Here is a 26,672-nt window from a genome sequence, read left to right as displayed (position 1 = left end):
GTTCAGAAATCGTCGTCGGGTGCCCACACGCGAGGCTCGATCTGCAGGGGGTGCGCGGGATCATCCGTGACCGAGAATCGCACCCAGCCCATGAATGGGTAGCCGAAGCTTTGCACCCGGGTGAAGTTGTCGATCGGGGTACCGTCGGCGCGGAGCAGCGGTTGGTCAATCATCTGGTTGTGGCTGTCGCCATGCACGAAGATCACCTGATGGCTGGCCTGCCCGGCGATGGCGCGCAGCAGGTTCAGAAACGGGAGATAGGCTTTGTTGGCCTTCCCGGCGGCGTACGCTTTGAAGTGCGGGTCGCCATGGGCAAAAATGACCAGAGCCCGCGCCTGCCGGTCATTGGCGAGTGTTGCCGCCGCGTTCAGCCAGGTGCGGCCGGCGTTGCTCCGCTTGCGGTGTTCTCGAGGTGAGTCATAGTTGTCGTAACTGCCCACCAGATGCACCGTGACAAACACGATGCCGTCCTTCTGCCAGCGGCGGTTCTCTGGAAAGCCCTGTTGAGACTCGGCATTGAGGGTTTGACCGCCAAGCGGGCGTGATGCGTCGAAGAAGATGTGGCGTAAAACCTCAAGGCGCTCCATCGGGTCGTAGGCCCCGTTGTTCTTGCGACGGCAGTCGGTCCAGTCGTTGTCACCGGGCAGATAGATTAAAGGGCGGTTGAGCGTGTCGAAGAGTGATCGCCGGTCTTCGAACAATGAAGTGTCACAGCGCGCGCTACCGGCCTTGATATCGCCCACATGAACGACAAACGCGGGGTCATCGGCGCTGATCTCGGCGAGCATCGACGGCAGGTGTGTGCGTTCGAAGTCGGAGTAGGGCGTGTCGCCGATGAGATCGAAATGCCACGCATTGGCCGTCAGGGTCCAGCAGGTGACAACGGCAAGAAAGAGCGCGCGGCCCATTACATCTTGACGAGACGCTTGAGCGCGTACAGTTGCTCAAGCGCTTCGCGCGGGCTCATGTCATCCGGGTCCAGGTCGGCCAGGGCAGCAACGGCCGGGTGGGCAGGTGCCTCAGGCTCTTCGACGGGCAGTGCTGCAAACAGATCAGGCTGGGAGTCGCTGCCGACCTCGCGATTTTCCAGGGCACGAAGACGGCGGCGAGCATCGCGAACAACCGCAGCCGGGATGCCGGCGAGTGCCGCCACTTCGATCCCGTAGCTCTGACTGGCAGGGCCCTCTTCAAGTGCATGCAGAAACACGATGCGATGGCCATGCTCGACGGCATCGAGATGGACGTTTGCGCATTCGGGGTAGTCGCCGTTCAGGCGTGTCAGTTCGAAGTAGTGGGTGGCGAACAGCGTCAGGCTGCGGGTCTTTTCGAGCAGGTGGCGCGCAATGGCAAAGGCCAGTGCGAGACCATCGAACGTCGAGGTGCCACGGCCGATTTCGTCCATGAGCACCAGCGAGTTTTCGGTGGCACCGTTGAGGATGGCCGCCGCTTCGGTCATCTCGACCATGAAGGTCGAGCGGCCCGAGGCCAGGTCGTCGGACGCGCCGATGCGGGTGAAGATGGCGTCGATCGGCCCGATGTGAGCCTCATCGGCCGGGACGAAACTGCCGATGTGGGCCATCAGCGTAATCAGGGCCACCTGGCGCATGAAGGTCGATTTACCGCCCATGTTCGGGCCGGTGATCATCAGCATGCGCCGGGTTGGCGAGAGGCGGCAGCCGTTGGCGATGAACTCGTCCACCTGGCGTTCGACCACCGGATGGCGACCCCCTTCGATGCGAATGCCCGGCTGGTCGGAAAGTACCGGGCATCGGTAGTCGTGACGCGCGGCTACTTCGCTGAGCGCGGCAAGACCGTCGAGGGTGGCCAGTGCGCGCGCCACTTGCTGGAGTGGCGGAATCTCAGCGCCGAGTACGTCGAGAATCTGCTCATAGAGCAGCTTCTCGCGGCTCAAGGCACGTTCCTGCGCTGATAGCGCTTTGTCTTCGAAACTCTTGAGTTCCGGGGTGATGTAGCGCTCGGCGTTCTTGAGTGTCTGACGTCGGCGGTAGTCGTCCGGTACTTTCTCGGAATGGGTCTTGCCGATCTCGATGTAAAAGCCGTGCACCCGGTTGTACTCGACCTTCAGCGTCGCGATCCCCGTACGCTCGCGCTCACGGGTCTCGAGCGCCATGAGGAATTCGCCGCAGTTCGCCTGGATGTTGCGTAATTCGTCGAGTTCTTCGTCGTAGCCTTCTGCAATTACGCCACCGTCGCGCAGGACAGTCGACGGCTCGGGCGCAATGGCACGCGTCAGAAGCGACATGCTCTCGGCGGGGGGTATGAGTGCTTCCCGAAGCTGCACCAGCAGCGGGGCCTGTGCCAGTTCGAGTTCGGCGACGATCCGGGGCACTGTGTTGAGCGTATCGCGCAACGAGGACAGATCTCTCGGGCGTGCCGAACGCAGTGCGATACGAGCGGTAATCCGTTCGACATCGGCGATGCCACGCATGTGCGACCGGATGACACCGCCGACTCCATCGCCCGCGTCACCCAGGAGTTCCGCAACCGCAGCGTGGCGGTCTGACACGTGCTGACGGTTGCGCAGCGGATGGTGAATGGCGTGGCGCAACCAGCGCGAACCCATGCTGGTCACGCAGGTGTCGAGGCTGGAGAGCAGGGTCGGTGAGGCCTCGCCGCGAAGTGTCTCGGTCAACTCAAGATTGCGGCGGGTGGCGGCGTCGATACGAATGAACTCGGACTCCGACTCGACACGCAGCCCGGTGACATGGCCAAGGCTTTGCTGCTGGGTGCTGCTCGCGTAGCCATACAGGGCGTCGAGTGCGGCCAGGGCCACCGTCATTTCGTCGGCATTGAAGCCACTCAGGTCGCGCGTGCCAAAGTGTTCGGTCAGCTGGCGCCGTCCGTTGTCGGTGTCGAACTGCCAGTCAGGCAACTTTTTTGTTGCCGGCGCGAGCGTGTGAATCAGCGGGAGCTTGAGGGCGTCGGAAATCAGGACTTCTGCCGGTCGCAGTCGTTCAATTTGAGCCTGGAGTTGCTCCGGGGCGCATTCGAGCGCGCGCAAATCGCCATTGGCCAGATTCAGCCACGCCAGCCCGAGACGGCCCCGATTGAGGTGGAGCGCAAGCAGCAATGCATCGCGACGGTCGTCGAGCAGGGCGGCGTCGGTGAGCGTGCCGGGAGTGACGATGCGCGAAACGGCCCTTTCCATGGGGCCTTTGGTGGCACCAGGTTCGCCGACTTGCTCAGCAATCACGACGGATTCGCCGAGCTTGACCAAGCGCGCCAAGTGCTGCTCGATAGCATGGTGCGGCACCCCGGCCATCTTGATCGGTTCGCCAGCGGACTTGCCGCGGGTTGTCAGCGTGATGTCGAGCAGGCGTGCGGCTTTTTCGGCGTCTTCAAAAAACAGTTCGTAGAAATCGCCCATCCGGTAGAACAGCAGCAGTTCTGGATACTCGTTCTTGAGCGTGATGTACTGCTGCATCATGGGCGTGTGCCCATCGAGTGGTCGGAGGGTGGATTTCGTCATAAGCGGGCGAGAATCAGGCCGTGACGCCTTCGGGCCGGTGCGACTGGATGATGGGGAGCATCTGACCGAAGACCTTGGGTGTCCCGGCGACCAAGTTACCGGTCTTGAGGTAGTCCGACTCGCCCGCAAGATCGCTGATCAGTCCGCCCGCTTCCTGAATGATCAGCGCGCCCGCTGCCATGTCCCAGGGCGACAGGCCCATTTCCCAGAAGCCGTCCACACGGCCGCAGGCGACATAGCACAGGTCGAGTGCGGCAGAGCCCGGACGGCGAATGCCGGCCGTTTTCTGACAGATGTCCTTGAACATGGCCAGGTAAGCGTCCACGTGGTCGAATTCGCGGAACGGGAAGCCAGTGGCGATCAGCGACTCGGCGAGTTTCGTACGGCGCGAGACGCGAATGCGACGTTCGTTGAGCGTTGCCCCTGCGCCTTTCGAGGCGGTGAACAACTCGTTGCGCGTGGGGTCGTAAACCACTGCCTGATCAAGCACGCCGTTTTTTGTCAGCGCGATCGACACGGCGTACTGAGGAAACCCGTGGATGAAGTTGGTCGTGCCATCGAGCGGGTCGATAATCCACTGGAATTCGCTGTCCGGGTTGCCGGCGGAGATGCCCGACTCTTCTGCTAGAATGCCGTGCCCCGGATAGGCGTCGAGTAAGGTCTCGATGATCGCGGCTTCTGCGGCGCGATCCACCTCGGTGACGAAGTCGTTGGCCGCTTTGGCCTCGACGCGAATCCGGTCCACGTCATTGGCGTTGCGGTTGATGGTGTTGCCGGCGCGGCGCGCTGCCTTGATGGCAATGGAGAGCGTGGGGTGCATTGCAGTCCGATGCGACAGGATGACATGCCTGTTCGCTGAAAAATGAAAACCTCGAATTCTAATATGAAAGGCCCCACTGTGCTTGATCGCGTTCGCGTGGTGCTGACCCGCACCAGCCATCCAGGCAATATCGGGGGCGCAGCCCGCGCCATGAAAACTATGGGCCTGAGTCAGCTGGTGTTGGTCTCTCCTCATGCCTTCCCGAGTGAAGTTGCCACCGCACGGGCGTCAGGTGCGACGGATGTACTCGAAAACGCTCGTGTCGTCGAAACGCTTGAAGAGGCGCTCGAGGGCACTGTCTTTGCCGCTGCCATGACCGCGCGCCGGCGAGAGCTTTCTCTTCCGATGCAGTGGTCCAGAGAGGCGGCTGTCGAGGTTGGGCAGTACGCACAGCACGGTGATGTTGCCCTCGTATTCGGAAATGAAACGAGTGGCTTGTCGAATGAAGAACTGGCCTTGTGTCACCTGCCGGTGATGATTCCGACCAACCCGGAATACAGCTCGCTGAATCTCGCTTCGGCCGTTCAGATCCTGTGCTACGAGATGCGCATGGCGCTGTCTTCACGAGGTGAAGCGCCCGATGGTTTGGGTCAGCCTGCAAGCTTTGACGATGTTGAAGGGTTCTATGGTCATCTGGAGGCTGCGATGGTTCGCAGCGGTTTCCATGATCCAGCCAACCCGCGCAAGCTCATGACGCGCATCCGGCGGCTCTTCGGACGGGTTCGACTCGAGCGCGAAGAGGTAGGGATTCTGCGCGGCATCCTCAGTGCGCTGGATAAAAAAGTCGATTAAAATAGTCGGAAATTATCCGGCCGCCGTGTGCCGGACAAGAACAACGATACGGAGCCCTCAATGTTCAGCCGTTTGCGTGAAGATATCGCCAGTGTTCGAAGCCGCGACCCCGCCGCCCGTTCGACCCTGGAGGTGCTCACCTGTTATCCAGGCATCCATGCGCTCTTCTTTCATCGCTTTGCCCACGGTGCATGGACTCGCGGCTGGTTCTGGCTCGGTCGGTTCATCAGTCATGTCAGCCGGTTTCTCACCGGTATCGAGATTCACCCGGGTGCGGTGATCGGTCGGCGTGTTTTCATCGACCACGGTTTTGGTGTCGTGATCGGGGAGACGGCAGAAGTCGGGGACGATTGCACGATCTACCAGGGGGTAACCCTGGGGGGTACTTCACTCTATCGGGGTGAAAAGCGCCATCCGACGCTGGGGCGTGGGGTCGTGATCGGCGCGGGCGCCAAGGTGCTGGGGGGCTTCACTGTCGGTGACGGTGCCAAGGTGGGATCAAATGCCGTGGTGGTCAAACCGGTGCCGGAAGGGGCCACTGCGGTGGGCAACCCGGCGCGGGTTCTGGATCGTTCGAAAGATGACGAGCGCGCCCAGAGAGCCGAGCAGATGGGGTTCTCGGCCTACGGTGTCACGCGCGACATGGATGATCCACTGGCCAAGGCATTCCACGGTCTGCTCGATCATGCCGTTGATACCGATCGCCGTCTTGAGGCATTGCTGTGTCGCCTTGAGGCGGCGGGCATTTCGCTTGATGACGAAGAGAAGCGCTGTGACAACCTTGATGCCGAGCGCCTGAGCAAGATGGTGGATTGACTCACGCAATCACGCGAATAGTTGATTGCTTTAGTCGGGTACTATATAGTTGAGTCAATTGTTCAGGTATTGACGAGAGGGTACTCGATGAGACTGACCACGAAAGGCCGTTTTGCAGTGACAGCGATGATCGATCTTGCGCTCAGGCAAGACGGTGGTCCCGTGACCTTGGCAGGTATCGCAGAGCGTCAGAGCATCTCCCTGTCTTACCTGGAGCAGTTGTTCGGCAAGCTGCGCCGCCATGAGCTTGTGTCAAGCGTACGCGGCCCGGGTGGTGGCTACACGCTGGCTCGGGGTATGACGGACATCACGGTCGCCGACATCATCGTGGCGGTGGATGAGCCACTTGATGCCACACAGTGCGGCGGCAAAGGCAACTGCCACGACGAACATGTGTGCATGACGCACGATCTTTGGACCAACCTGAACAAGCGCATGTTCGAGTATCTCGACTCAGTGACGTTGAAGGGTCTGGTCGAGCAGCAGCATGCTCGGGCTTCGAAGATCGCTGTCCTCAAGGACAAGCGTGAGAGCCGTGCCGACGGGGCTTCCGTGGCCGCCTGAGGGATTGCTCGTGTTTGCGCCGACCTACCTCGATCACAACGCGACGACGCCGCTCGATCCTGCGGTGCGTGAAGTGATGCTGCCTTACCTGGATGGACGCTTCGGCAATGCGTCGAGCCGTCACGAGTACGGGCGTCAGGCTCGCTCTGCCATTGAGGCTGCCCGCGCTCAGGTGGCAGCGGCGGTTGGTGCTCACAAGACAGAAGTCGTTTTTACCAGTGGCGGCTCAGAGGCGAACAACCTTTTTCTGAAGGGTGTGGCTGCAACGACGAAACCTGGTGTGGTCGTGATTTCCCGACTTGAGCACCCCTGTGTGCGCGAGCCGGCCCGACAACTGACAAGAGCCGGTTGGGCGATGGAAACCGTGGGTGTAGACGCTCAGGGTGTCATCAATATGTCTGACGTCGAGCGGGCACTGGCCACCGGTCCGCGGATGGTGTCGGTCATGCTCGCCAACAATGAAACGGGTGTGATTCAACCGGTTGACGAGATTGCCGCTGCGGCACGAGCAGCAGGCGTATGGATGCATACCGACGCCGTCCAGGCACTCGGCAAGTTGCCGGTTGATTTTCGTGCTCTGGGTGTGAATGCGATGAGCATCTCGGCCCACAAGATTTACGGGCCGCTGGGTGCGGGCGCGCTGATTGTGGACAAGCGGGTCGATCTGGCGCCGTTGATCGCGGGTGGTGGTCAGGAGCGGGGTTTGCGTTCAGGGACCGAGAACGTGGCGGCCATCGTTGGATTCGGCAAGGCCTGCGAACTCGCCGTGGCACGTCGCGACAGCGAGATGCAGCGACAGGCTGTGCTTCGGGATGAACTGGACAATGCGCTCGCGTCACTCGGGGCTACGATTTTCGGTCGCGCTGCACCTCGACTTGCGGGGACGACTTTTTTTGCTTTTGCCGGTATCGACGGTGAAACCCTGGTCGGCAAGCTGGATCGGGAGGGTTTTGCATGTGCGAGCGGGTCTGCCTGTTCGAGTGCCGATCCTGAGCCGTCGAAAACGCTGCTTGCCATGGGTGTTGAGCCCAATACGGCGCGTAACGCGGTGCGGGTGAGTACCGGCATGAGTACGACTCGGTCGGACATGACACGTTTTATCGACGTGCTGCGCGTGCAAGTGGATGCACTTCGGGGCCTAAGAGCGGTCACGGTTGAATAGAATTGATGAATTGACGGGCGCCCGGTGGTGCCGTTTTGGAGAGAAAAAGATGAAGTTTCCGATTTACCTCGACTACTCGGCCACGACGCCGGTCGACCCGCGCGTTGCCGACAAGATGATTCCCTACCTCGTGGAGCACTTCGGCAATCCGGCGAGTCGCTCGCACGCCTACGGCTGGGAGGCGGACAAGGCGGTCGAGGAGGCGCGGGCTGAAGTTGCGGCCCTGGTCAATGCCGATCCGAAGGAAATCGTCTGGACCTCCGGTGCGACCGAGTCGAACAACCTGGCGATCAAGGGGGCTGCGCAGTTCTATCAGAGCAAGGGCCAGCACATCATCACCGTCAAGACCGAGCACAAGGCTGTGCTCGATACGGTGCGGGAGCTCGAACGCCAAGGCTTCGAAGCAACCTACCTGGATGTCAAGGAAGACGGTCTGATCGACATGGACGCGCTCAAGGCAGCGATTCGCCCCGATACCACCGTCATCTCGGTGATGTTCGTGAATAACGAAATCGGCGTGATCCAGCCGATCGAAGAGATCGGTGAGCTATGTCGCGAACGTGGCATCGTGTTCCATGTGGATGCTGCGCAGGCGACCGGCAAGGTGGAGATCGATCTCCAGAAACTGAAGGTTGATCTCATGTCGTTCTCCGCCCACAAGACGTACGGGCCGAAAGGCATCGGTGCGCTCTATGTTCGGCGCAAGCCGCGTGTGCGCCTGATCGCCCAGATGCACGGCGGTGGTCATGAGCGTGGGATGCGCTCAGGTACGCTGGCAACGCATCAGATCGTGGGCATGGGTGAGGCCTTCCGCATTGCTCGCGAGGAAATGGCGGTGGAGAACGAGCGTGTGCGCATGCTTCGCGACCGTCTCATGAACGGGCTGACGGAAATCGAGGAAACCTACATCAATGGTGATGTCGAACACCGTGTGCCTCACAACCTGAATATCTCTTTCAATTACGTGGAAGGTGAATCCCTGATCATGGCGATCAAGGACATTGCCGTTTCGAGTGGTTCGGCCTGTACATCAGCCAGTCTCGAGCCGTCCTATGTGCTGCGTGCGCTGGGGCGGAATGACGAGTTGGCGCACAGTTCCATCCGCTTTTCGATCGGCCGCTTTACCACGGAAGAGGAAGTCGATTTCACCATCGAGCTGCTGCACCAGAAGATCGGCAAGCTGCGTGAGCTCTCGCCGCTCTGGGAAATGGTGCAGGAAGGCATCGATCTGAATACGGTTCAGTGGGCCGCCCACTGATAGCAAGGAGTCAAAGTCATGGCATATAGCGATAAAGTTCTGGACCACTACGAAAATCCGCGCAACGTGGGTTCCTTTGACAAGGAAGAAGAGGGTGTAGCCACCGGTATGGTCGGCGCCCCGGCCTGTGGTGACGTGATGAAACTGCAGATCAAGGTCGGCAAGGACGGCGTGATTGAAGACGCCAAGTTCAAGACCTATGGCTGCGGTTCGGCGATTGCATCCAGCTCCCTGGTGACCGAATGGGTCAAGGGCAAGACCCTGGACCAGGCGCTGGAAATCAAGAACACTGCCATCGCCGAAGAACTGGCGTTGCCGCCGGTGAAAATTCACTGTTCCATCCTTGCCGAAGACGCAATCAAGGCGGCTGTCGCCGACTACAAGAAGCGTTCAGGCGAAGGCGAGTAAGGAGTTGCATCATGGCTATCACCCTGTCTGATTCTGCCGCCGGTCACGTTTCCCGTTATATCGAGAAGCGCGGCAAGGGTATCGGTATTCGTCTGGGCGTGAGAACGTCTGGCTGCTCGGGCATGGCGTACAAGCTCGAGTTCGCTGATAGTGCGGAAGACGACGACATCGTGTTCGAGAGCCATGGACTTAAGGTGCTTATCGACCCGAAGAGCCTGCCTTACCTCGATGGCACCGAGCTCGATTTCGTTCGCGAAGGTCTCAACGAGGGCTTCAAGTTCAACAACCCGAACGTCAAGGACGAGTGTGGTTGCGGCGAGAGTTTCAACGTATGAGTGATCTGTCGGGCGTCGGCAGCGAGCTGCAGCAAGACTTTTTTGCCCTGTTCGGTCTGCCACGACGCTTCGGCATCGAGATGGAGCGACTTGAGCAGGCATATCTGGATCGCCAGTCTCAGGTGCATCCTGATCGCCATGCCCATCGTTCGGACTCGGAGAAAAGGATTGCCATGCAGTGGGCCACTCGTGTCAACGAGGCCTATCGCACCTTGTGCAAACCCATGGCCCGGGCACGTTACATGCTCGAGCTTGCGGGCAAGGATGTGGGCGCCGAGACCAACACCGTCATGGCACCTGAGTTCCTCATGGAGCAAATGGAATGGCGGGAGGCGGTCGAGGAGGCAAGGATCGGGGCTGATCTGACCGAACTCGAACAACTTCATCGTCGTCTCAGCGTGCATGCACGCGAGGTCAACGAAGAGCTTGCACGCCAGCTCGACGGCGATCCGGGCGATCTCGATGGCGCCTCCGATACCGTGCGCCGGCTCATGTTCATTGAAAAACTTCAGCAGGATATCGACGACGCAATCGACGCGTTGGAAGACTGATGGCATTACTCCAAATTGCAGAACCCGGCATGTCGGCCGAGCCGCATGAGCATCGGCTCGCGGTTGGCATCGACCTGGGCACCACGAACTCGCTTGTGGCCACCGTGCGCAATGGCATGACGGTTTGCCTGAGTGATCACGATGGTCGATCGATGCTGCCCTCGGTGGTGCACTACGGTTCGGACCGACAGGTCCTTGTCGGGCGCGCGGCACAGACGCATCAGCTCAGCGACCCGAAGAACACGATCGTTTCGGTCAAGCGCTTCATGGGTCGGGGCATCAAGGATGTGGCCCACATCGAATCCATGCCCTACGACTTCAAAGATGGCGAAGGCATGTTGCGGTTGCGCACGGTCGCCGGTGAAAAATCGCCCGTCGAGATCTCCGCGGAGATTCTGAAGTCCCTGCGTGAGAGGGCTGAAGAGAGCCTTGGCGGTGATCTGGTCGGCGCCGTGATCACCGTGCCGGCCTATTTTGATGACGCACAGCGACAGGCCACGAAGGATGCAGCACGTCTGGCGGGCCTCAATGTGCTGCGACTGCTGAACGAACCGACTGCCGCAGCAGTGGCCTATGGCTTGGACAACGCCGCCGAAGGTGTTTACGCCATCTACGATCTCGGTGGTGGCACGTTCGATATTTCGATCTTGCGGCTCACCAAGGGCGTGTTCGAAGTGATGGCCACCAACGGTGACGCATCGCTCGGTGGTGATGACTTCGATCATCGCGTCTTTTGCTGGATTCTCGAACAGTCAAAACTTGCGCCTTTGTCCGACACCGATGCCCGACATCTTCTGAGTCTGGCGCGGAGCGCCAAGGAGAAGCTCAGTGTCGATGAGCAGACCAGGATCGAAGCGACGCTCAAGAGCGGCGAAGAGGTCAGCGTTGTACTTACGCGTGATGTGTTTGATGACATCACCAAGACGCTTGTCGGCAAGACGCTTGCGCCCGTTCGCAAGGCCTTGCGTGATGCCGACCTGAGCCCCGAAGACGTCAAGGGGGTGGTCATGGTGGGCGGTTCCACACGCATGCTCAGTGTTCAGCGTGCGGTGGGCGAGTACTTCGGTCAAACCCCGTTGACCAACCTCGATCCGGACAAGGTGGTCGCCCTGGGGGCTGCCATGCAGGCGAACGTGCTGGCAGGCAATCGCAGCGCCGACGACGACTGGCTGCTGCTGGATGTGATTCCGCTGTCGCTGGGCCTGGAAACCATGGGTGGGCTCGTCGAGAAAGTCATCCCGCGCAATTCGACGATTCCAATCGCCAAAGCGCAGGAGTTCACCACCTTCAAGGATGGACAGACGGCCATGGCGATTCACGTCGTTCAGGGCGAGCGGGAACTGGTCTCCGATTGTCGGTCACTGGCGCGGTTCGAACTGCGCGGTATACCGCCAATGACGGCAGGGGCTGCACGTATTCGCGTGACGTTTCAGGTCGATGCGGATGGCTTGCTTGCCGTCTCTGCTCGCGAAATGTCGTCTGGTGTGGAATCGCACGTCACCGTCAAACCGTCCTATGGACTGTCTGATGAGGAAGTGTCAGACATGTTGAAGGCGGGCTTTGAACACGCCGGTGAAGATGCTCAAGCCCGTGCTGTACGAGAGCTTCAGGTCGAGGGCGAGCGGATGCTGGAAGTTGTTGGTCAGGCGCTCCAGACGGACGGCGAGTTGCTGACTGACACCGAGCGCGCCACCGTAGATCGTGCCATGTCCGAGCTGGCGGCGGCAGTGGTGCAGACCGACGGCAAGGAGCTGCGTCGATGTCTCGATCAGCTGGGGCGCGAGACGGACCTGTTTGCGGCGCGGCGTATGGACAAAAGTATTCGGACGGCACTCGCCGGACAGAAAGTTAATGATCTAAAGGTTTGAAATGACTCAGATTGTGGTGCTGCCGCACGTGGAGCTTTGCCCTGATGGCGCTGTGATTGAAGCCAATCCGGGCGAGACGATCTGCGATGCGCTGTTGCGTAACGACATCGAGATAGAACACGCTTGTGAGAAGAGTTGTGCGTGCACGACCTGCCATGTCGTGGTGCGCGAAGGTTTTGCGTCTCTTGACGAGGCGACTGACGACGAGGAAGACCTGCTCGATAAGGCATGGGGGCTTGAGCCCAACTCGCGTCTGTCCTGTCAGGCGGTGGTGACTGAGGAGCCGCTCGTGGTCGAAATTCCGAAATACACGATCAACATGGTGAGTGAGGGTAAGCACTGATGAAGTGGACCGACGTTGAGGAAATCGCTATCCAGCTGGCCGATGTCCATGAAGATGTGGATCCGACGCGCGTCAATTTCGTGGATCTCATGAACTGGGTGAAGGCATTACCGGAATTTGATGATGATCCTGATCGATGTGGTGAGCGCATTCTTGAGGCCATTCAGCAGGCCTGGATCGACGAGGTCGGCTGAATCCCGACCGACTGGCATGAAAAAAGGCGCCTTCGAGGCGCCTTTTTCGTGGACATGCCGGATCGATCAGTCAGGCAGGCTGGCGATAGGGTCAGAAGGCTCGTTGAGCGAAAGCCAATAGACGCCCAGCTGGCCGACTGCCTGGATGAACCGCTCGAAATCAACCGGTTTCCGGATGTAGCTGTTGGCGCCGAGTCGATAGGCTTCGAGGATGTCCTGCTGCTCTTTCGATGTCGTCAGGACAACGACCGGGAGCAGGGCGGTACGCTCGTGGGCGCGGATGCGTTTGAGAACCTCCAGGCCATCAATGCGCGGTAGCTTGAGGTCGAGAAGCACCACGGCGGGCATGATACTCATGTCACGTTTTTCGTGGGTGCCGGTACCGAAGAGGTAATCGAGCGCTTCGACGCCATCGCGAGCGACGATCACGGGATTGGGTATGTCGTTCTTGCTGAACGCGCGCAGTGTCAGCGCTTCGTCGTCGGGATTATCTTCGACGAGCAGAATCGGGCGCTCGGATGCCATGTTGGAGTGTTCCTGACCAAAGGCGATATGCCTGAATTTTTATTATCGGCAGAACTTCGGTGTCATTGAGTCGAATCGACCCGATTTCTTTCTGTGCCTGCCGGTGACCTCTTGCTTGACGCGTATTCGAGGCACGCGTTCAGCGAGCCCTGTCGCTGGATCTCATTCGTCCAATTTGTAACAGAGCCCTTTGACGAAAATACACTGTGCCAAGTTGCCCGGCAAGAAAAGCTTGGGCTGTTTTGCAACAGCTTGCGTCGGCGGTCAGGGTTTACGGTCAGGGCAGATCGCGTGCGTGCACGAGGAAGATTTTGTCTTCTGCGTGTTCGTCGGTGATCCAGGTCATCGCCAGGTCAGGATAGGCTTGCTCAACCAGGTGACGGTTGTGGCCGACTTCAACGAGCAGCATGCCATTTGTGGTCAGATGCTGTTTCGCCTTGCTGATGAGTTTGTGTACGACGTCGAGACCATCCTTGCCGGCACCGAGCGACATGGTCGGCTCGTGGTGGTATTCGTCCGGGAGGCATGCCATGTCGGCATCCGTCACGTAAGGCGGATTGCTCAGGATGAGATCGTATTTCTGTCCGGCGAGTGGCTCAAGCGCGTCGCCATGATGAAGTGCAATCTGTGTCTCCATGCCGTAGTCCGCGACGTTTTCCTGCGCAACTTCGAGGGCTTCGTGGGAGAGGTCCACTGCGTCGATGCTGGCCAGCGGGAAGGCCTCGGCCATCAGGATTGCAAGGCATCCCGACCCTGTGCAGATGTCCGCTGCGTGCAAGATGGCCAGCGGATCGTCCACCCACGGTGCAAGGCGGTCCATGAGCATGTTCGCAAAATAGGATCGAGGCACGATGACGCGTGGATCGACTTTGAAGCGATAGGGGCCCAGCCACGCTTCACCTGTCAGGTAAGCGGCCGGCTGACGGGTGTTGACGCGCTTTTCGATGATGTCGAGCAGTTCGATGCGCTCCTCGATCGGAATGCAGGCATCGAGAAACGGTTCGAGCCGATCGAGCGGCAGTGAAAGGGTATGAAGCAGCAGATAGACAGCTTCGTCCCAGGCGTTGTCGCTGCCATGCCCGAAAAACAACTGGTTGCGATTGAACTGGGTCACCGCGTACCGCAGCCAGTCACGCAGAGTGACCAGTTCGACGAGTGGACCACTGTGGTCATGGTCGTCGTGTTCGTGATGACCGTCATGGTCCTGGTGATGCTCGCTCATGGATCAGCCCAGCAAAAGGTTTTCGAGGGTACGACGATAGACAGCGCTGAGCGGCTCGATGGCGTCGAGCGCAATGCGTTCATCAATCTTGTGGATGGTGGCGTTGACGGGCCCGAATTCGACCACTTCGTCACAGATGGCAGCGATGAAGCGGCCGTCGGAGGTGCCACCGGTGGTGGAGATCTCCGGGCGCATGCCGCAGGTGCTGTCGATGGCCAGGCTGATTGCCTCAACCAGAGTGCCTCGCGGCGTGAGATAGGGATTTCCGGAAAGGCGCCAATCGATGTCGTAGTCGAGCTTGTGGCGGTCGAGCAGTTCATGGACGCGGTCACGCAGCCCGGTTTCCGTCCATTCTGACGAGAAGCGGAAATTGAACATTACTTCCATGGTGCCGGGGATGACGTTATTGGCACCGGTTCCCGCGTGGATGTTTGACATCTGCCAACTCGTGGGCGGGAAATATTCGTTGCCATCGTCCCAGCGGGTGACGGCCAGCTCGGCCAGCGCGGGCGCGGCGAGATGAATCGGGTTCTTAGCCAGGTGCGGGTAGGCGATGTGTCCTTGCTGGCCCTTGACGGTCAGCGTGCCTGAAAGACTGCCACGACGTCCGTTCTTGACCATGTCGCCCAGACGCTCGACCGAGGTCGGCTCGCCAACGATGCAGTAGTTGAGGCGCTGGCCACGGGACTTCAAGGCCTCGACAACGGCAATGGTGCCGTCCGTCGCATCACCTTCTTCGTCGGAGGTGAGCAATAGTGCTATCCGCCCGGGGTGATCTGGATGGGCAGCCACGAACGCTTCGATGGCTGTCACAAAGGCGGCGAGCGAGGTCTTCATGTCTGCTGCGCCGCGTCCATAAAGGTGACCATCGCGGATGCTCGGCTCGAACGGCGGGGATTGCCAGCGCTCCACCGGGCCGGTGGGGACGACGTCGGTGTGTCCGGCAAAGGTGACGATCGGGCCGTTTTGACCCCGAACTGCCCAGAGGTTGCAGGTCTGGTTGCGGTCGATACGTTCGCACGTGAAACCCAGTGGTGCCAGTCGCTCAGCGATCAGATCGAGGCAGCCGGCATCTTCGGGCGTAACGGATTGGCGGCGAATCAGTGCTTCTGCAAGCGCCTGGGTGGATGCTGCTTGTTGGGGCATGTATGGCGTGACTCAGTTGTCGTCGAGGTTGAGCGTGAATTCGCTGAATGAAGCCCCATCCGGCTGCGTCGATTCGAAATCGACGATGTCGGAGGACTTCTTTTCAATGGACTTGTCGTTCCCCGGTTTGCTCATCTTGGAGTTATTGATGAGCCAGGACAGGTTCGTCGGCGAATCTGCGTTTGCCAGCGCCTCTTCCAGCGTGATGATCTTTTCGCGATAGAGGCGGAACAGATCCTGTTCGAAGGTTTGCGAGCCCGGGGCGAGCGATTGCTCCATGGCTTCCTTGATGGCGGAAATTTCTCCGCGCTCGATCAATTCGGCCACATGTCGTGTGTTCATGAGCAGCTCGACCGTGGGCATGCGAGACCCGTCGGGGCGGCGCACGAGACGCTGCGAAATGATGGTCTTGAGCGCAACGGCCAGATCGAGATAGAGCAGCGGCCGGTTTTCCATCGGGAAGAAATTCACGATACGGTTCAGCGCATGGTAGGCATTGTTGGCGTGCAGCGTGCCGAGGCAGAGGTGGCCGGTCTGGGCGTACGCGAGGGCGGCCTGCATGGTTTCCTGATCGCGAATCTCGCCGATCAGGATGCAATCGGGCGCCTGACGCATGGCGTTTTTCAGGGCCTGATGCCAGTCCAGCGTATCGATACCGATTTCGCGCTGATTGATGATCGACTTCTTGTGCTTGAAGAGGTATTCGATCGGATCTTCGATGGTCAGGATATGGCCGGAGCGGTGTCGGTTCCGGTGATCGATCATCGAGGCCAGGGTGGTGGACTTGCCCGAGCCGGTGGCACCGACGACCAGCACAAGCCCCCGTTTTTCCATGATCACGTTGCCCAGTTCCATCGGCAGGCTCAGCGATTCGAGTGTCGGAATCACGCCCTGGATGAAACGCACCACGATGGCCACGCTGTTGCGTTGCCAGAAGAGGTTGACCCGGAAGTTGCCCAGGTCACGACGACCGAAGGAGAGGTTCATCTCCTTGTCGCGCTGGAATCGGGCGATCTGATCCGGCGTCATGATCTCGAACGCCATGCGCTGGATCATGGCCGGGTCCATCGACTGCTGGTTGATCGGGACGGATTCACCCTCGATCTTGATGTGTATCGGCACACCGGCAGTGATGAAGATGTCCGAGGCTTTCTTCTCGGCCATCAGGGTGAACAACTTGTCCAGAATCATCGGCTTGGATTCCACTGACCTCAGCTCCTTGAAAAAGAGCCTGCTGGTCGCAGGCTCGTTCGCGGAAAAGATGGTGCGATCAAGCGCCGCGCAGCAGCTCGTTGATACCTGTTTTCGCGCGCGTCTGCGCATCGACGCGTTTGACGATGACCGCGCAGTACAGGCTGTACTTCCCATCGGCGGAGGGCAGGCTGCCCGGCACGACCACGGCGCCCGACGGCACGCGGCCGTAGGTGACCTCGCCGGTTTCCCGGTCATAGATCTTGGTGCTCATGCCGATATAGACGCCCATGGAAATGACAGCGTTCTCTTCAACAACGACGCCTTCCACGATTTCTGAACGGGCACCCACGAAGACGTTGTCCTCGATGATCACCGGGCCGGCCTGGACCGGTTCGAGCACGCCACCGATGCCGACGCCACCGGAGAGATGAACGTTCTTGCCGATCTGGGCGCAGGAGCCAACGGTGGCCCAGGTGTCGACCATAGTGCCGTCATCGACATAGGCGCCGATATTCACGTAAGAGGGCATCAGCACCACGTTCTTGCCGATGAAGCTGCCCTTGCGTGCCGTTGCCGGCGGCACCACACGGAAGCCGCCTTGCTGGAACTGTTCCGGGGTGTAGTCGCCGAACTTGGTGGCGACCTTGTCGTAGTAGTTGGTGGCACCACCGGCCATGATGCTGTTGTCGCGCAGGCGGAAGGAAATCAGAACGGCCTTCTTGATCCACTGATTGACGACCCATTGGCCATCCTTCTTTTCGGCCACGCGAAGGCTGCCGTTGTCGAGGCCGGCGATGACCTTTTCAACTGCGTCGCGGATGTGTGCGGGCGCATCGCTGGGCGACAGGCTGGCGCGGTTCTCAAAGGCGTCGTCGATGATTTGCTGAAGCTCTTGCATGAGGAGTGTCTCTTTATTTGAATGGGAAATCAGGTCGATTGCTTGCAGAAGGCAACGATGCGCTCGGCCGCTTCGATGCATTCCTGGGGTTCTGCCACCAGCGCAATGCGGACAAATCCGGCGCCCGGGTTGCCGCTGGTGGTGTCGCGTGCCAGGTACGAGCCGGGCAAAACAGTCACATTATATTCGGCCTGCAGGCCCCGGGCGAACTCGGTGTCGCTCCCGGGCGTGCGTGCCCACAGGTAGAAGCCGGCGTCTGGCTTCCGGATGCCAAGCCAGGGTGAGAGCATCGGGACGATGCGATCGAACTTCTCACGGTACAGCCGCCGGTTTTCCTGCACATGGGCTTCATCCTGCCAGGCGGCAATAGACGCCATTTGCATGGTGGGGCCCATGGCGCAGCCGTGGTAGGTGCGATAGCGCAGGAACTGCTTGAGCACGCGGGCGTCACCGGCGACGAAGCCGGAGCGCAGCCCCGGCACATTGGAGCGCTTCGAGAGGCTCGAAAACGTCACCACATTGCGAAAATCCGTGCGACCTGCAGCCCAGGCAGCCTCAAGCGCACCCAGGGGCGGGTTGGCCTCGTCGAAATAGATTTCGGAGTAACACTCGTCGGCAGCGATCACGAACTCGTGCTTGTCGGACAACTCGAACAACCGGTTCCATTCCGCCTGATCCATCACATGGCCGGTCGGATTGCTGGGGGAACAGACAAAGACCAGTTGCACGGCATCGAGGGTTGCGGTGTCAAGGCTCGATACATCGAAAGCAAAGTTGTTCGACTCGACCGTGTTGATAAACACCGGTTCGGCGCCGGCTAGCAGCGCCGCACCCTCGTAGATCTGATAGAAGGGGTTCGGGCTCAGTACCTTGGCGCCGGGCCGGGTGCCGTCGACGACACATTGACCGAAAGCGAACAGCGCCTCCCGTGAGCCGTTGACGGGTAAAACCTGGGTGGCAGCGTCCACAGCGCCCAGTCCGTAGCGCCGCTTGAGCCAGTCAGCGATGGTCTGGCGCAGGGCGTCTGAACCTGCGGTGGGGGGATAGACCGCCAGGCCGTCAAGATTGTTTGCCATGGCATCCAGTACGATCTGTGGTGTCGCATGGCGCGGCTCGCCAATCGACAGGCGAATCGGCTTGAATTCGGGGTGCGGTTCAATCCCCTCGAAAAGCACGCGCAGCTTTTCGAACGGGTAGGGCTGGAGTCGGTCGAGATACGGATTCACGGCGAAATACGGCGTCTTCGGCCCCACGTCTTGTTGCAATGACTTGCAGCGCAGGGCAGCGGTTGGAATGGGCGAAGATGCTATCATAGCCCGCTTGTTCCGGCCCGGATGGCTGGCACCGGATGCCGTCTGTCAGGCGAGCCCTCTGCGGTGACCACCCCGGACATTTCAGACCCACCAGAATCGCGCTCAAGTGAGACTGTCCCGACTCAAACTCGCCGGTTTCAAGACCTTTGTCGATCCGACAACCGTGCTGTGTCCGGGCGACCTGGTCGGTATCGTGGGTCCGAACGGTTGCGGCAAGTCGAACGTGATCGATGCCGTGCGCTGGGTGCTCGGTGAAACGCGCGCCTCTGCGCTGCGCGGTGCGTCTATGCAGGACGTGATCTTCAACGGCTCCACCACACGCAAGCCCGTGTCCCGCGCCAGCGTCGAGCTGGTGTTCGACAACGCCGAGGGCAAGGCTGCCGGCCAATGGCGGCAGTATGCGGAAATCTCGGTCAAGCGCGTTCTTGACCGCACCGGCAACTCCTCCTACTACATCAACAACGTGCTGGTGCGTCGCAAGGACGTGGTGGATCTGTTCCTGGGCACCGGCCTCGGCCCACGCGCCTACGCCATCATCGAACAGGGCATGATCTCCCGCATCATCGAGGCGCGACCGGAAGAGGTGCGTGGCTTCCTCGAAGAAGCGGCCGGTGTGACGAAATATCGCGAGCGGCGCAAGGAGACGGAGGGGCGCCTGTCGGACGCACGTGAAAACCTGCTGCGCCTCGACGACATCACCATGGAGTTGGGTGACCGCATTGCGCGGCTCGAGAAGCAGGCGCGGGTTGCCGAGCGTTATCGCAGTCTGCATGACGAGCATGAGCAAAAGCAGCAATTGCTGTGGTTGTCCAAGCGCAATGTGGCCCGTGAGCAGAAGCGCCGGGCGGCCGAGGCCCTGAATGAAGCCACCCGGCAGCTCGAGATGGACAGCGCGCGGCTGCAAAGCCTGGCTGAATCGATTGAAGCGGCGCGCGACGCACATCTGAAGGCATCCGACGATGTGCACGTGTCGCAGAACGATCTGTATGCCGCAGCGGCCGAAGTCAGTCGCCTCGAAGCTGAGTCAAGACATCTGGTCGAAAATCAGCAGCGGCTGGCGAGCCGGATCGAACAGCTTGATGCCGAAATGGCGCACTGGCTGGCACGGGAAGTCGAGCTCAATACCGAGCGCTCACGCTGGCACGATCTGCAGGAAGCCGCGGAGCTGCGTCTGGCTCAGGCTCAGGCCCGTCAGGAGGCCGCCAGCGATCAGGTGCCGGACGCAGAAGCACAATTCAGGGCGGCTGACGCCACCGCGGCGGCGGCTCGGCGCGAGTTGGCGCAGACCGAACAGCAGGCACGGGTGGAAGAGGCCCGATGTGCCAGTGCACGACGTGCGCTGGACGCGCTGACCCAGCGTCGCGAGCGACTGACGCGTGAGGGCGGGAACATCGTCGCGCCGGAAGCGGACAAGCTTGCCGAGCTTGAAATGGCAGTCGCTGCGCAGGAAGAGGCCCTCAACGCACTCGCCGATCAGCTGGCCGAGGCTCAGGCGGCGGTGCCGACACTGCAGGAGCAACTCAAGGCCGCGATCAGTGTCGAGCGGGATGCTCAGCGCGAGCTGACCGAACTGCGTGCTCGCCGGCAGGCGCTGGTTCAGTTGCAGCACAAGGTGCAGCAGCAAGGCGAACTGGGCAAATGGCTCGAAACCCAGGGGCTGGCCAGCCTGAAGCCCATTTGGGCATCGATCAGCGTGGCCGATGGCTGGAGTGCCGCACTTGAGTCCGCCTTGCGCGAGCAACTGGCGGCATTGACCGGTGTGGAAGGTGACGCCGTGCGCAGAGCGCTGGATGCGCCGCCACCGGCGAGCGTGGTTCTGGCCTGGCCGGTCACGAACGATGAAGCCCCCAGTTCTTTTGACGGCCTGACGCGGATGATCGATCAGGTGAGTGTGGCATCGCCCTGGCAAGGGACGGTCCATGCCTGGCTGAAACATGCCTATGTGGTTGAAGATCTGGCGCCCTGGCTGGATCAACACGAACGACTTCCCGCGCAGGTGCGCCTGTACAACCGGCTCGGGCAATGCCTGACGCGCGAATGTTTCGCGCATGTGAGTGGTGATGCCCGAACCCAGGGGGTGATGGAGCGCGCGGCTGAAATCGAAGCACTGGAGACGCAGATCGCGGCCCTTGATGAGCGGTTCGATACTGCGCACGGTCAGGTCGAGGGGCTAGAGGCCCTGCTGGGCGAACGGCAGAGCGCACTCACTGACATTCGACGTGAACATCAGGCCCGCCAGAGTGCGTTGCATGACCAGCAGCTGGCCTTGCTGAAGCTCACCCAGGCCCAGGAGCGCGCGCTTGAGCAACAGGCGCGCATCTCGGGTGACCTTGAAGAGCTGCTGAAGAACGAGGCGACCGAGAAGGACCATCTGGCCGAAGCAGGAGCCGAACTGGACCGTTGCGAGGCGCTGATCGAGGCGTTGCGCGAGCGCGCCGAACACGCGACCCAGGTGCGCGGCGAGCGAGAGGCCGCGCTGCGCGAAGCTCAGTCTCAGGTTCAGACCTTGTCGCGAGAGGCGCAAGAGGCCACCTTTTCGGTGCGGGAGTGTCAGGGCAAGCTGGACGACATCGCGCGCAACCTGAGCATGGCCACTGACCAGACCGCGCGTCTGCGGGTTGAACAGGAGGCGCGACGCGCCGAACTGTCGGCGGTCGATCCCGAGGCGGGACAAAGCGCACTGCACGAGGCGCTTGAACTGCGCGGCGCCCGGGAGGCGGCCTTGGCGGCCCGTCGTGATGCCTTGGCAGAGGCCACTGCCAACCTCAAGGCGATTGAAGAGCAGCGTCTGCGGGTCGAGCAGGGTGCCGCACCGCTGCGCGACCGGGTGGGCGAGTTACGCCTTGCCGTGCAAGCGGCAGAGTTGGCTGAATCTCAGCAGCAAGAGCGCCTCGATGAAGCGCAGGCCCATGAGGACACACTGACGCCGCTGCTCGACGGCGTCAGCGAATCGACACTGCAGCATGACGTGACCCGACTCGGGCGCGCCATCGCTTCGCTGGGCGCGGTGAACCTGGCGGCACTCGACGAACTGAAAGAAGCCGAGGAGCGCAAGGGCTATCTTGATGCCCAGCATCAGGACCTGACCGAGGCCATCGGCACGCTCGAAGACGCGATTCGCCGCATTGATCGCGAAACGCGCGAGCAACTGCAAGCGACATACGACACGGTCAGTCGTCAGTTCTCGACACTGTTCCCGCAGCTGTTCGGCGGGGGGCAGGCCAAGCTTGAACTGACCGGTGAGGAGATTCTCGATGCGGGCATCCAGATCGTGGCTCAACCACCGGGCAAGAAGAACGCATCCATTCACCTGTTGTCGGGCGGGGAAAAGGCGCTGACGGCGATTGCACTGGTTTTTTCGCTGTTCCAGCTCAATCCGGCGCCCTTCTGTATGCTTGACGAGGTGGATGCACCATTGGACGATACGAACACGGGACGATTCTGCGAAATGGTCAAGCGAATGTCATCGCAGACCCAGTTCCTGTTCATCAGTCATAACAAGATCACCATGGAGATTGCCCGGCAGCTTGTCGGGGTGACCATGCAGGAGCAGGGCGTTTCTCGCGTGGTGGAAGTGGACATGGAAGAGGCACTGCGGATGGCGGACAATGCCCCCGCGTGATCACAGAGCAAGGTAAAGATGGCAATCAGTGAATTGCAGATGGGTTTGATCGGTGCCGGCGCAATCGCCGTCGTCGGCGTACTCGCGTACAACAAGTGGCAGGAGCGCAAGGCGCAAAAGCATGCGGAGAAGACGTTTCGCTCCGACCATCGCGACGTGCTGCTCGAGCCGGGGACCAGCGAGCGTCCAGGAGAGAGCGCCTACGACGACATCCCGGAAGCGCTGCCCACCCAGTTGCCCGACGACATTCCCACGGAGATTGCACCCAGCGCAGTTGCCGAAGAAGCCGGTCGCAAGGCACCGCCGCTTCCACCCGAGGTGGACGAGCGCGTCGACTGTGTGATCCGGCTCGAATCCATCGAGCCGATCCTGGCTGGCCAATTGTGGCAGACGCAACGGGAGCATCTGGAGGGGCTGTCCAAGCCCGTCGCATGGTTCGCGCTTGACGAGTCTGTGAATCAGTGGCGTCCGATCAGCCCGCATTCGGGCGAGCGTTACCACTGGTTCTGTTCTGCCATGCAGTTGGTGGATCGTCGTGGCCCGATCAACGATGCGGACTTCTCCCGGTTCGTCGATGGCGTCGGGCGCACGGCGGATCAGTTCATGGCGATTCCGACCGCCGCGCCCGCGCGGGCAGAATCCATTGAACGGGCAGGGCAGCTCGATCAGTTCTGCGCCAGCGTGGACGTGCAGATCGGCGTGAATCTCGTCAGCGGTGCCGAGCCCTTCCTGGGCACGAAGCTCCGGGGGCTGGTCGAGGCCCAGGGGCTGGCCCTGCGCGCCGATGGTCTTTTCCATGCCGAAGACGACAACGGGAACAGCCTGTTTGTCCTGGGGAATCTCGAGCCGACCCTGTTCTCGCCCGAAAGTCTGCGCGATATGCAGACCCAGGGGCTGACCATGATCGTTGATGTGCCGCGCGTCGCCAACGGTGCGCAGGTCTTCGATCGCATGATGTTGGTGGCAAAGCAGCTGGCCAGTGCACTGGGCGCGCATGTGGTGGACGATAACCGTCAGCCGTTCGGTCCTGAAGCCGCGGCGCTCATTCGTCAGCAGATCAAACATTTTCAGGGACAAATGCAGGAGTGCGGCATGCCGGCCGGCTCGCCGCTAGCCTTGCGCCTGTTTACCGCATGATCATGGATGTGCCGCAGGATAAGGCGCAGCGTGCTCAGGCCCTGCGCGAGACGCTCGACCGATACAACCGTGAGTACTACGTGCTGGATGCGCCCAGCGTGCCGGACGCCGAGTACGATCGCCTCTTCCAGGAATTGCAGGCGCTGGAAGCCGAATACCCGCAGCTGTTGACGCCCGATTCGCCCACGCAGCGAGTGGGTGGCGCTGCGTTGTCCGAACTGTCGCCGGTGACGCATCGCGTACCGATGCTGTCGATCAACACCGAGACCGACAAGAGCGCGCAGGGCGCACTGTCATTCGATGCGCGTGTCCGTCGCAGTCTCGGGCTGGATGAGAGCGACCCGCCCGTCGAGTACGCGGCAGAGCTGAAATTCGACGGGCTGGCCATCAACCTGCGCTATGAGCACGGCCTGCTTGTCCAGGCCGCGACACGCGGGGACGGACAGACGGGCGAAGATGTGACGCACAACGTGCGCACCATTGATCAGATTCCACTGCGTCTCCTCGGCAACTCGCCACCGGTGATCGAAGTTCGCGGCGAAATCTACATGCGTCGAGACGCCTTTGAGCGTCTCAATGCGCGTCAGCGATCCATGGGGGCCAAAACCTTCGTCAACCCGCGCAACACGGCCGCCGGGGCAATTCGTCAGCTGGATCCGACCATCGCGCGCCAGCGTCCGCTCTCGTTCTTCGCGTACGGGCTTGGTGAGAGCCAGGGCTGGACACGCCCGTCCAGTCATGCCGCCATGCTCGATGCCCTGGCAGGCTTCGGTTTCCCCGTATGCACCCATCGATGCGTGACCGAAGGGCCCGAAGGGCTGATCGCCTTTCACGCGAAGATTGAAGCCTTGCGCCCTGATTTGCCCTATGACATCGACGGGGTGGTGTACAAGGTCAACGATTTCGCCTTGCAGGAGGAACTGGGCTTTGTCAGCCGGGAGCCTCGCTGGGCAGTCGCCCACAAGTATCCGGCCCAGGAAGAGATGACCCGTGTGCTCGACGTCGACATCCAGGTGGGCCGCACCGGCGCATTGACACCGGTCGCACGTCTCCAGCCGGTGTTCGTCGGCGGCGTCACCGTCACCAACGCGACCCTGCACAACGAGGACGAGGTACGCCGCAAGGATGTGCGTATCGGCGACTGGGTGATCGTGCGCCGGGCGGGCGACGTGATTCCGGAGGTGGTGTCTTCCGTGCCTGATCGTCGCGACGGAAGCGAGTGCGAGTTCGTGATGCCCACCGAATGCCCGATCTGCGGCTCGCATGCCGTGCGTGGCGAGGACGAGGCGGTCACCCGTTGTTCGGGCGGCCTGTTCTGTCCGGCGCAGCGCAAGCAGGCCTTGATCCACTTCGCGGGGCGCAAGGCGATGGATATCGAGGGGCTCGGCGACAAGTTGATCGAGCAGCTCGTCGACAACGCCATCGTCAAGACGCCCGCCGATCTGTACAAGCTCGGCGTGCTCGGGCTGGCCGGCCTGGAGCGCATGGCGGAAAAGTCGGCGGCGAATGTGGTCGCTGCCATCGAGAAGAGCCGCCACACCACCTTGCAGCGCTTCATCTTCGCACTTGGCATCCGCAACGTGGGTGAAGCGACAGCGCGCGATCTGGCGCGCTACTTCGGCAGCATGGATGCGGTGATGACGGCAGAACTCGATGCCTTGCAGGCCGTGCCCGACGTGGGACCGGTGGTGGCGCAGAGCATCCACGATTTTTTCGCCGAGCCCCACAACCGCGAGGTGATCGAGCAGTTGCGGGCCGCCGGTGTCGATTGGCCCGAGCATGAGCCGGCGCAGGCGCCGGACGGGCCGCTGGTTGGCAAGACACTTGTTGTGACTGGAACGCTGCCCGCCATGACCCGTGACGATGCCAAGGCCATGATTGAAGCGGCGGGCGGCAAGGTGGCCGGTTCGGTTTCAAAGAAGACGGACTACCTGATCGCTGGCGAAGCCGCTGGCAGCAAGCTCGACAAGGCGCAACAACTGGGTGTGACCATTCTCGACGAAGCGGGGCTTCGCGCGCTCGTCTCGGATGCTGTGAGTACCGACGCCACCAGCGATGAAGCCCCGCCCCAGAAAAACCTGTTTTGAGGAGAAACGAATGAAATCCGTGACCAAGGTGGTCTTCCCTGTTGCAGGCATGGGCACCCGATTCCTGCCCGCGACCAAGGCCAGTCCGAAGGAAATGTTGCCGATCGTGGATAAGCCGTTGATCCAGTACGCGGTTGAAGAGGCCGTGGCCGCGGGTGTCACGGACCTGATCTTCATTACCGGCCGGACCAAGCGCTCGATCGAGGACCACTTCGACAAGGCCTATGAACTTGAAAGCGAACTCGAAGCACGAGGCAAGTCAGCCATGCTCGATCTTGTTCGAAATACCGTCCCGAAGAATGTGAACTGCATCTACATCCGCCAGCCCGAAGCCCTCGGCCTGGGGCATGCGGTGTTGTGCGCGGCTCCGGTCATCGGGGAAGAACCCTTTGCCATCATGCTTGCGGATGACCTGCTCGATAACGGCGATGGCGATCCGGTTCTCAAGCAGATGGTGCAGGTCTACAACTACCACCGCTGTTCGGTGCTGGGCACGATGAACGTGCCGCGCGAAGAGACCAAGGCCTACGGCATTGTCAGTACCGAGAGTCAGGAGGGCAAGGTGCAGCGCATGACGGGGATCGTGGAAAAACCCGAGCCCGCCAAGGCACCAACCACCCAGGCTGTGGTCGGGCGTTACATCCTCACGCACCGTATCTTCGATCACCTGCGCAAGCTGAAGCCGGGCGCGGGCAACGAACTTCAGCTGACCGATGCCATTGCCTCACTTCTCAAGGAAGAGGCTGTGCTTGCGCATCAGTACGAGGGGGTGCGCTACGACTGCGGCTCGAAGCTCGGGTACCTCAAGGCCACCGTCGAATTCGGTCTGCGTCACGCTGAAGTGGCGCACGGGTTTGCCGAATATCTGGCTGCACGCTCATTGGAGAGCAATCCGGACTCCGAATGATATTCGGCGGCTTGCAGATG

At 60.9% G+C, this 26,672-nt stretch carries 24 protein-coding genes; 15 read left to right on the top strand and 9 right to left on the bottom strand.

What is annotated here, in order from left to right; translation table 11 throughout:
* Positions 1-2: 2 nt before the first annotated feature.
* Genes J0W34_RS11635 through J0W34_RS11625 form a run of 3 tightly spaced genes read right to left on the bottom strand, consistent with a single transcriptional unit; the run spans position 3 to position 4,310 of the window.
* On the bottom strand, positions 3-908 hold the full coding sequence (locus J0W34_RS11635; RefSeq protein WP_230968911.1) for a hypothetical protein: 906 nt from the start codon (positions 906-908) through the stop codon (positions 3-5).
* Positions 908-3,490 (bottom strand): DNA mismatch repair protein MutS, encoded by a 2,583-nt coding sequence (mutS, locus tag J0W34_RS11630; protein ID WP_230968910.1) that lies wholly within the window; start codon positions 3,488-3,490, stop codon positions 908-910. Before mutS ends, J0W34_RS11635 begins: the two co-directional genes overlap by 1 nt.
* Positions 3,491-3,503: 13 nt before the next feature.
* Positions 3,504-4,310, bottom strand: coding sequence for an inositol monophosphatase family protein (locus tag J0W34_RS11625; RefSeq protein ID WP_230968909.1), 807 nt, complete (start codon positions 4,308-4,310; stop codon positions 3,504-3,506).
* Positions 4,311-4,373: 63 nt separating this feature from the next.
* On the opposite strand from J0W34_RS11625, the gene J0W34_RS11620 reads away from it, so the two are divergent.
* The 11 genes from J0W34_RS11620 to iscX all read left to right on the top strand — a co-directional run bounded on the left by J0W34_RS11620 (position 4,374) and on the right by iscX (position 12,601).
* A complete protein-coding gene (locus J0W34_RS11620) occupies positions 4,374-5,102 on the top strand; it encodes an RNA methyltransferase (RefSeq protein WP_230968908.1) in 729 nt (242 codons plus the stop codon).
* A 27-nt stretch (positions 5,103-5,129) separates the two neighbouring features.
* On the top strand, positions 5,130-5,918 hold the full coding sequence (cysE, locus tag J0W34_RS11615) for a serine O-acetyltransferase (protein ID WP_269144617.1): 789 nt from the start codon (positions 5,130-5,132) through the stop codon (positions 5,916-5,918).
* 87 nt (positions 5,919-6,005) lie between these two features.
* Positions 6,006-6,482: a Fe-S cluster assembly transcriptional regulator IscR gene (gene iscR, locus J0W34_RS11610; protein ID WP_227814367.1), complete on the top strand. Its 477-nt coding sequence runs from the start codon at positions 6,006-6,008 to the stop codon at positions 6,480-6,482.
* A gap of 10 nt (positions 6,483-6,492) precedes the next feature.
* On the top strand, positions 6,493-7,644 hold the full coding sequence (locus J0W34_RS11605; protein ID WP_230968907.1) for a cysteine desulfurase family protein: 1,152 nt from the start codon (positions 6,493-6,495) through the stop codon (positions 7,642-7,644).
* Between the two features lie 49 nt (positions 7,645-7,693).
* Positions 7,694-8,902, top strand: a complete 1,209-nt coding sequence (locus J0W34_RS11600) for an IscS subfamily cysteine desulfurase (protein ID WP_230968906.1) — start codon at positions 7,694-7,696, stop codon at positions 8,900-8,902.
* Positions 8,903-8,920: 18 nt separating this feature from the next.
* Positions 8,921-9,310, top strand: coding sequence for a Fe-S cluster assembly scaffold IscU (gene iscU / locus J0W34_RS11595; protein ID WP_230968905.1), 390 nt, complete (start codon positions 8,921-8,923; stop codon positions 9,308-9,310).
* A gap of 11 nt (positions 9,311-9,321) precedes the next feature.
* On the top strand, positions 9,322-9,645 hold the full coding sequence (gene iscA / locus J0W34_RS11590; protein WP_227814370.1) for an iron-sulfur cluster assembly protein IscA: 324 nt from the start codon (positions 9,322-9,324) through the stop codon (positions 9,643-9,645).
* Positions 9,642-10,196, top strand: a complete 555-nt coding sequence (hscB, locus tag J0W34_RS11585) for a Fe-S protein assembly co-chaperone HscB (RefSeq protein WP_230968904.1) — start codon at positions 9,642-9,644, stop codon at positions 10,194-10,196. Before iscA ends, hscB begins: the two co-directional genes overlap by 4 nt.
* Positions 10,196-12,064, top strand: coding sequence for a Fe-S protein assembly chaperone HscA (gene hscA, locus J0W34_RS11580; RefSeq protein ID WP_230968903.1), 1,869 nt, complete (start codon positions 10,196-10,198; stop codon positions 12,062-12,064). The genes hscB and hscA overlap by 1 nt, the downstream gene beginning before the upstream one ends.
* 1 nt (position 12,065) lies before the next feature.
* Positions 12,066-12,407 carry an ISC system 2Fe-2S type ferredoxin gene (gene fdx, locus J0W34_RS11575; RefSeq protein WP_227814373.1) on the top strand — a complete coding sequence of 114 codons (342 nt, stop codon included), beginning with the start codon at positions 12,066-12,068 and terminating at the stop codon, positions 12,405-12,407.
* Positions 12,407-12,601, top strand: coding sequence for a Fe-S cluster assembly protein IscX (iscX, locus tag J0W34_RS11570; protein WP_227814374.1), 195 nt, complete (start codon positions 12,407-12,409; stop codon positions 12,599-12,601). The genes fdx and iscX overlap by 1 nt, the downstream gene beginning before the upstream one ends.
* Before the next feature lie 66 nt (positions 12,602-12,667).
* Here the strand turns inward: iscX and J0W34_RS11565 are convergent, their stop codons facing one another.
* From J0W34_RS11565 to dapC, 6 genes are all read right to left on the bottom strand, one after another.
* Complete coding sequence (locus tag J0W34_RS11565) at positions 12,668-13,126, bottom strand: response regulator (protein ID WP_227814375.1); 459 nt, start codon at positions 13,124-13,126, stop codon at positions 12,668-12,670.
* A gap of 277 nt (positions 13,127-13,403) precedes the next feature.
* Complete coding sequence (prmB, locus tag J0W34_RS11560) at positions 13,404-14,348, bottom strand: 50S ribosomal protein L3 N(5)-glutamine methyltransferase (protein WP_230968902.1); 945 nt, start codon at positions 14,346-14,348, stop codon at positions 13,404-13,406.
* A 3-nt stretch (positions 14,349-14,351) separates the two neighbouring features.
* Positions 14,352-15,494 (bottom strand): succinyl-diaminopimelate desuccinylase, encoded by a 1,143-nt coding sequence (dapE, locus tag J0W34_RS11555; protein WP_230968901.1) that lies wholly within the window; start codon positions 15,492-15,494, stop codon positions 14,352-14,354.
* Positions 15,495-15,506: 12 nt separating this feature from the next.
* A complete protein-coding gene (locus J0W34_RS11550; protein ID WP_230971670.1) occupies positions 15,507-16,685 on the bottom strand; it encodes a PilT/PilU family type 4a pilus ATPase in 1,179 nt (392 codons plus the stop codon).
* Positions 16,686-16,764: 79 nt separating this feature from the next.
* Positions 16,765-17,586, bottom strand: a complete 822-nt coding sequence (gene dapD, locus J0W34_RS11545; RefSeq protein ID WP_230968900.1) for a 2,3,4,5-tetrahydropyridine-2,6-dicarboxylate N-succinyltransferase — start codon at positions 17,584-17,586, stop codon at positions 16,765-16,767.
* Positions 17,587-17,615: 29 nt separating this feature from the next.
* Positions 17,616-18,812 (bottom strand): succinyldiaminopimelate transaminase, encoded by a 1,197-nt coding sequence (gene dapC, locus J0W34_RS11540; protein ID WP_230971669.1) that lies wholly within the window; start codon positions 18,810-18,812, stop codon positions 17,616-17,618.
* A gap of 193 nt (positions 18,813-19,005) precedes the next feature.
* Here dapC and smc point away from each other — a divergent pair, with 193 nt between their 5' ends.
* From smc to galU, 4 genes are read left to right on the top strand one after another with little or no spacing between them, the layout of a single operon-like run.
* Positions 19,006-22,521: a chromosome segregation protein SMC gene (gene smc, locus J0W34_RS11535; RefSeq protein ID WP_230968899.1), complete on the top strand. Its 3,516-nt coding sequence runs from the start codon at positions 19,006-19,008 to the stop codon at positions 22,519-22,521.
* Positions 22,522-22,539: 18 nt separating this feature from the next.
* A complete protein-coding gene (locus tag J0W34_RS11530; RefSeq protein ID WP_230968898.1) occupies positions 22,540-23,658 on the top strand; it encodes a cell division protein ZipA in 1,119 nt (372 codons plus the stop codon).
* Entirely contained in the window at positions 23,655-25,745 is a 2,091-nt protein-coding gene (gene ligA / locus J0W34_RS11525; protein WP_407941092.1) for an NAD-dependent DNA ligase LigA, read from the top strand. The genes J0W34_RS11530 and ligA overlap by 4 nt, the downstream gene beginning before the upstream one ends.
* A gap of 10 nt (positions 25,746-25,755) precedes the next feature.
* Positions 25,756-26,652, top strand: a complete 897-nt coding sequence (gene galU, locus J0W34_RS11520; RefSeq protein ID WP_230968897.1) for a UTP--glucose-1-phosphate uridylyltransferase GalU — start codon at positions 25,756-25,758, stop codon at positions 26,650-26,652.
* Positions 26,653-26,672: the final 20 nt, after the last annotated feature.

Source organism: Nitrogeniibacter aestuarii, from assembly GCF_017309585.1.
Lineage (GTDB): Bacteria > Pseudomonadota > Gammaproteobacteria > Burkholderiales > Rhodocyclaceae > Nitrogeniibacter > Nitrogeniibacter aestuarii.
Note: the sequence above shows the minus strand (reverse complement) of the source record. Positions and strands in the feature narration are given on the sequence as shown.

Excerpts from the sequence above, each read along its gene's own strand:
- J0W34_RS11635 (WP_230968911.1), bottom strand. The coding sequence starts at position 908 with ATGGGCCGCGCGCTCTTTCTTGCCGTTGTCACCTGCTGGACCCTGACG.
- mutS (WP_230968910.1), bottom strand. The coding sequence starts at position 3,490 with ATGACGAAATCCACCCTCCGACCACTCGATGGGCACACGCCCATGATG.
- J0W34_RS11625 (WP_230968909.1), bottom strand. The coding sequence starts at position 4,310 with ATGCACCCCACGCTCTCCATTGCCATCAAGGCAGCGCGCCGCGCCGGC.
- J0W34_RS11620 (WP_230968908.1), top strand. The coding sequence starts at position 4,374 with ATGAAAGGCCCCACTGTGCTTGATCGCGTTCGCGTGGTGCTGACCCGC.
- iscR (WP_227814367.1), top strand. The coding sequence starts at position 6,006 with ATGAGACTGACCACGAAAGGCCGTTTTGCAGTGACAGCGATGATCGAT.
- J0W34_RS11600 (WP_230968906.1), top strand. The coding sequence starts at position 7,694 with ATGAAGTTTCCGATTTACCTCGACTACTCGGCCACGACGCCGGTCGAC.
- iscU (WP_230968905.1), top strand. The coding sequence starts at position 8,921 with ATGGCATATAGCGATAAAGTTCTGGACCACTACGAAAATCCGCGCAAC.
- iscA (WP_227814370.1), top strand. The coding sequence starts at position 9,322 with ATGGCTATCACCCTGTCTGATTCTGCCGCCGGTCACGTTTCCCGTTAT.
- hscB (WP_230968904.1), top strand. The coding sequence starts at position 9,642 with ATGAGTGATCTGTCGGGCGTCGGCAGCGAGCTGCAGCAAGACTTTTTT.
- hscA (WP_230968903.1), top strand. The coding sequence starts at position 10,196 with ATGGCATTACTCCAAATTGCAGAACCCGGCATGTCGGCCGAGCCGCAT.
- fdx (WP_227814373.1), top strand. The coding sequence starts at position 12,066 with ATGACTCAGATTGTGGTGCTGCCGCACGTGGAGCTTTGCCCTGATGGC.
- iscX (WP_227814374.1), top strand. The coding sequence starts at position 12,407 with ATGAAGTGGACCGACGTTGAGGAAATCGCTATCCAGCTGGCCGATGTC.
- J0W34_RS11565 (WP_227814375.1), bottom strand. The coding sequence starts at position 13,126 with ATGGCATCCGAGCGCCCGATTCTGCTCGTCGAAGATAATCCCGACGAC.
- prmB (WP_230968902.1), bottom strand. The coding sequence starts at position 14,348 with ATGAGCGAGCATCACCAGGACCATGACGGTCATCACGAACACGACGAC.
- dapE (WP_230968901.1), bottom strand. The coding sequence starts at position 15,494 with ATGCCCCAACAAGCAGCATCCACCCAGGCGCTTGCAGAAGCACTGATT.
- J0W34_RS11550 (WP_230971670.1), bottom strand. The coding sequence starts at position 16,685 with ATGATTCTGGACAAGTTGTTCACCCTGATGGCCGAGAAGAAAGCCTCG.
- dapD (WP_230968900.1), bottom strand. The coding sequence starts at position 17,586 with ATGCAAGAGCTTCAGCAAATCATCGACGACGCCTTTGAGAACCGCGCC.
- J0W34_RS11530 (WP_230968898.1), top strand. The coding sequence starts at position 22,540 with ATGGCAATCAGTGAATTGCAGATGGGTTTGATCGGTGCCGGCGCAATC.
- ligA (WP_407941092.1), top strand. The coding sequence starts at position 23,655 with ATGATCATGGATGTGCCGCAGGATAAGGCGCAGCGTGCTCAGGCCCTG.
- galU (WP_230968897.1), top strand. The coding sequence starts at position 25,756 with ATGAAATCCGTGACCAAGGTGGTCTTCCCTGTTGCAGGCATGGGCACC.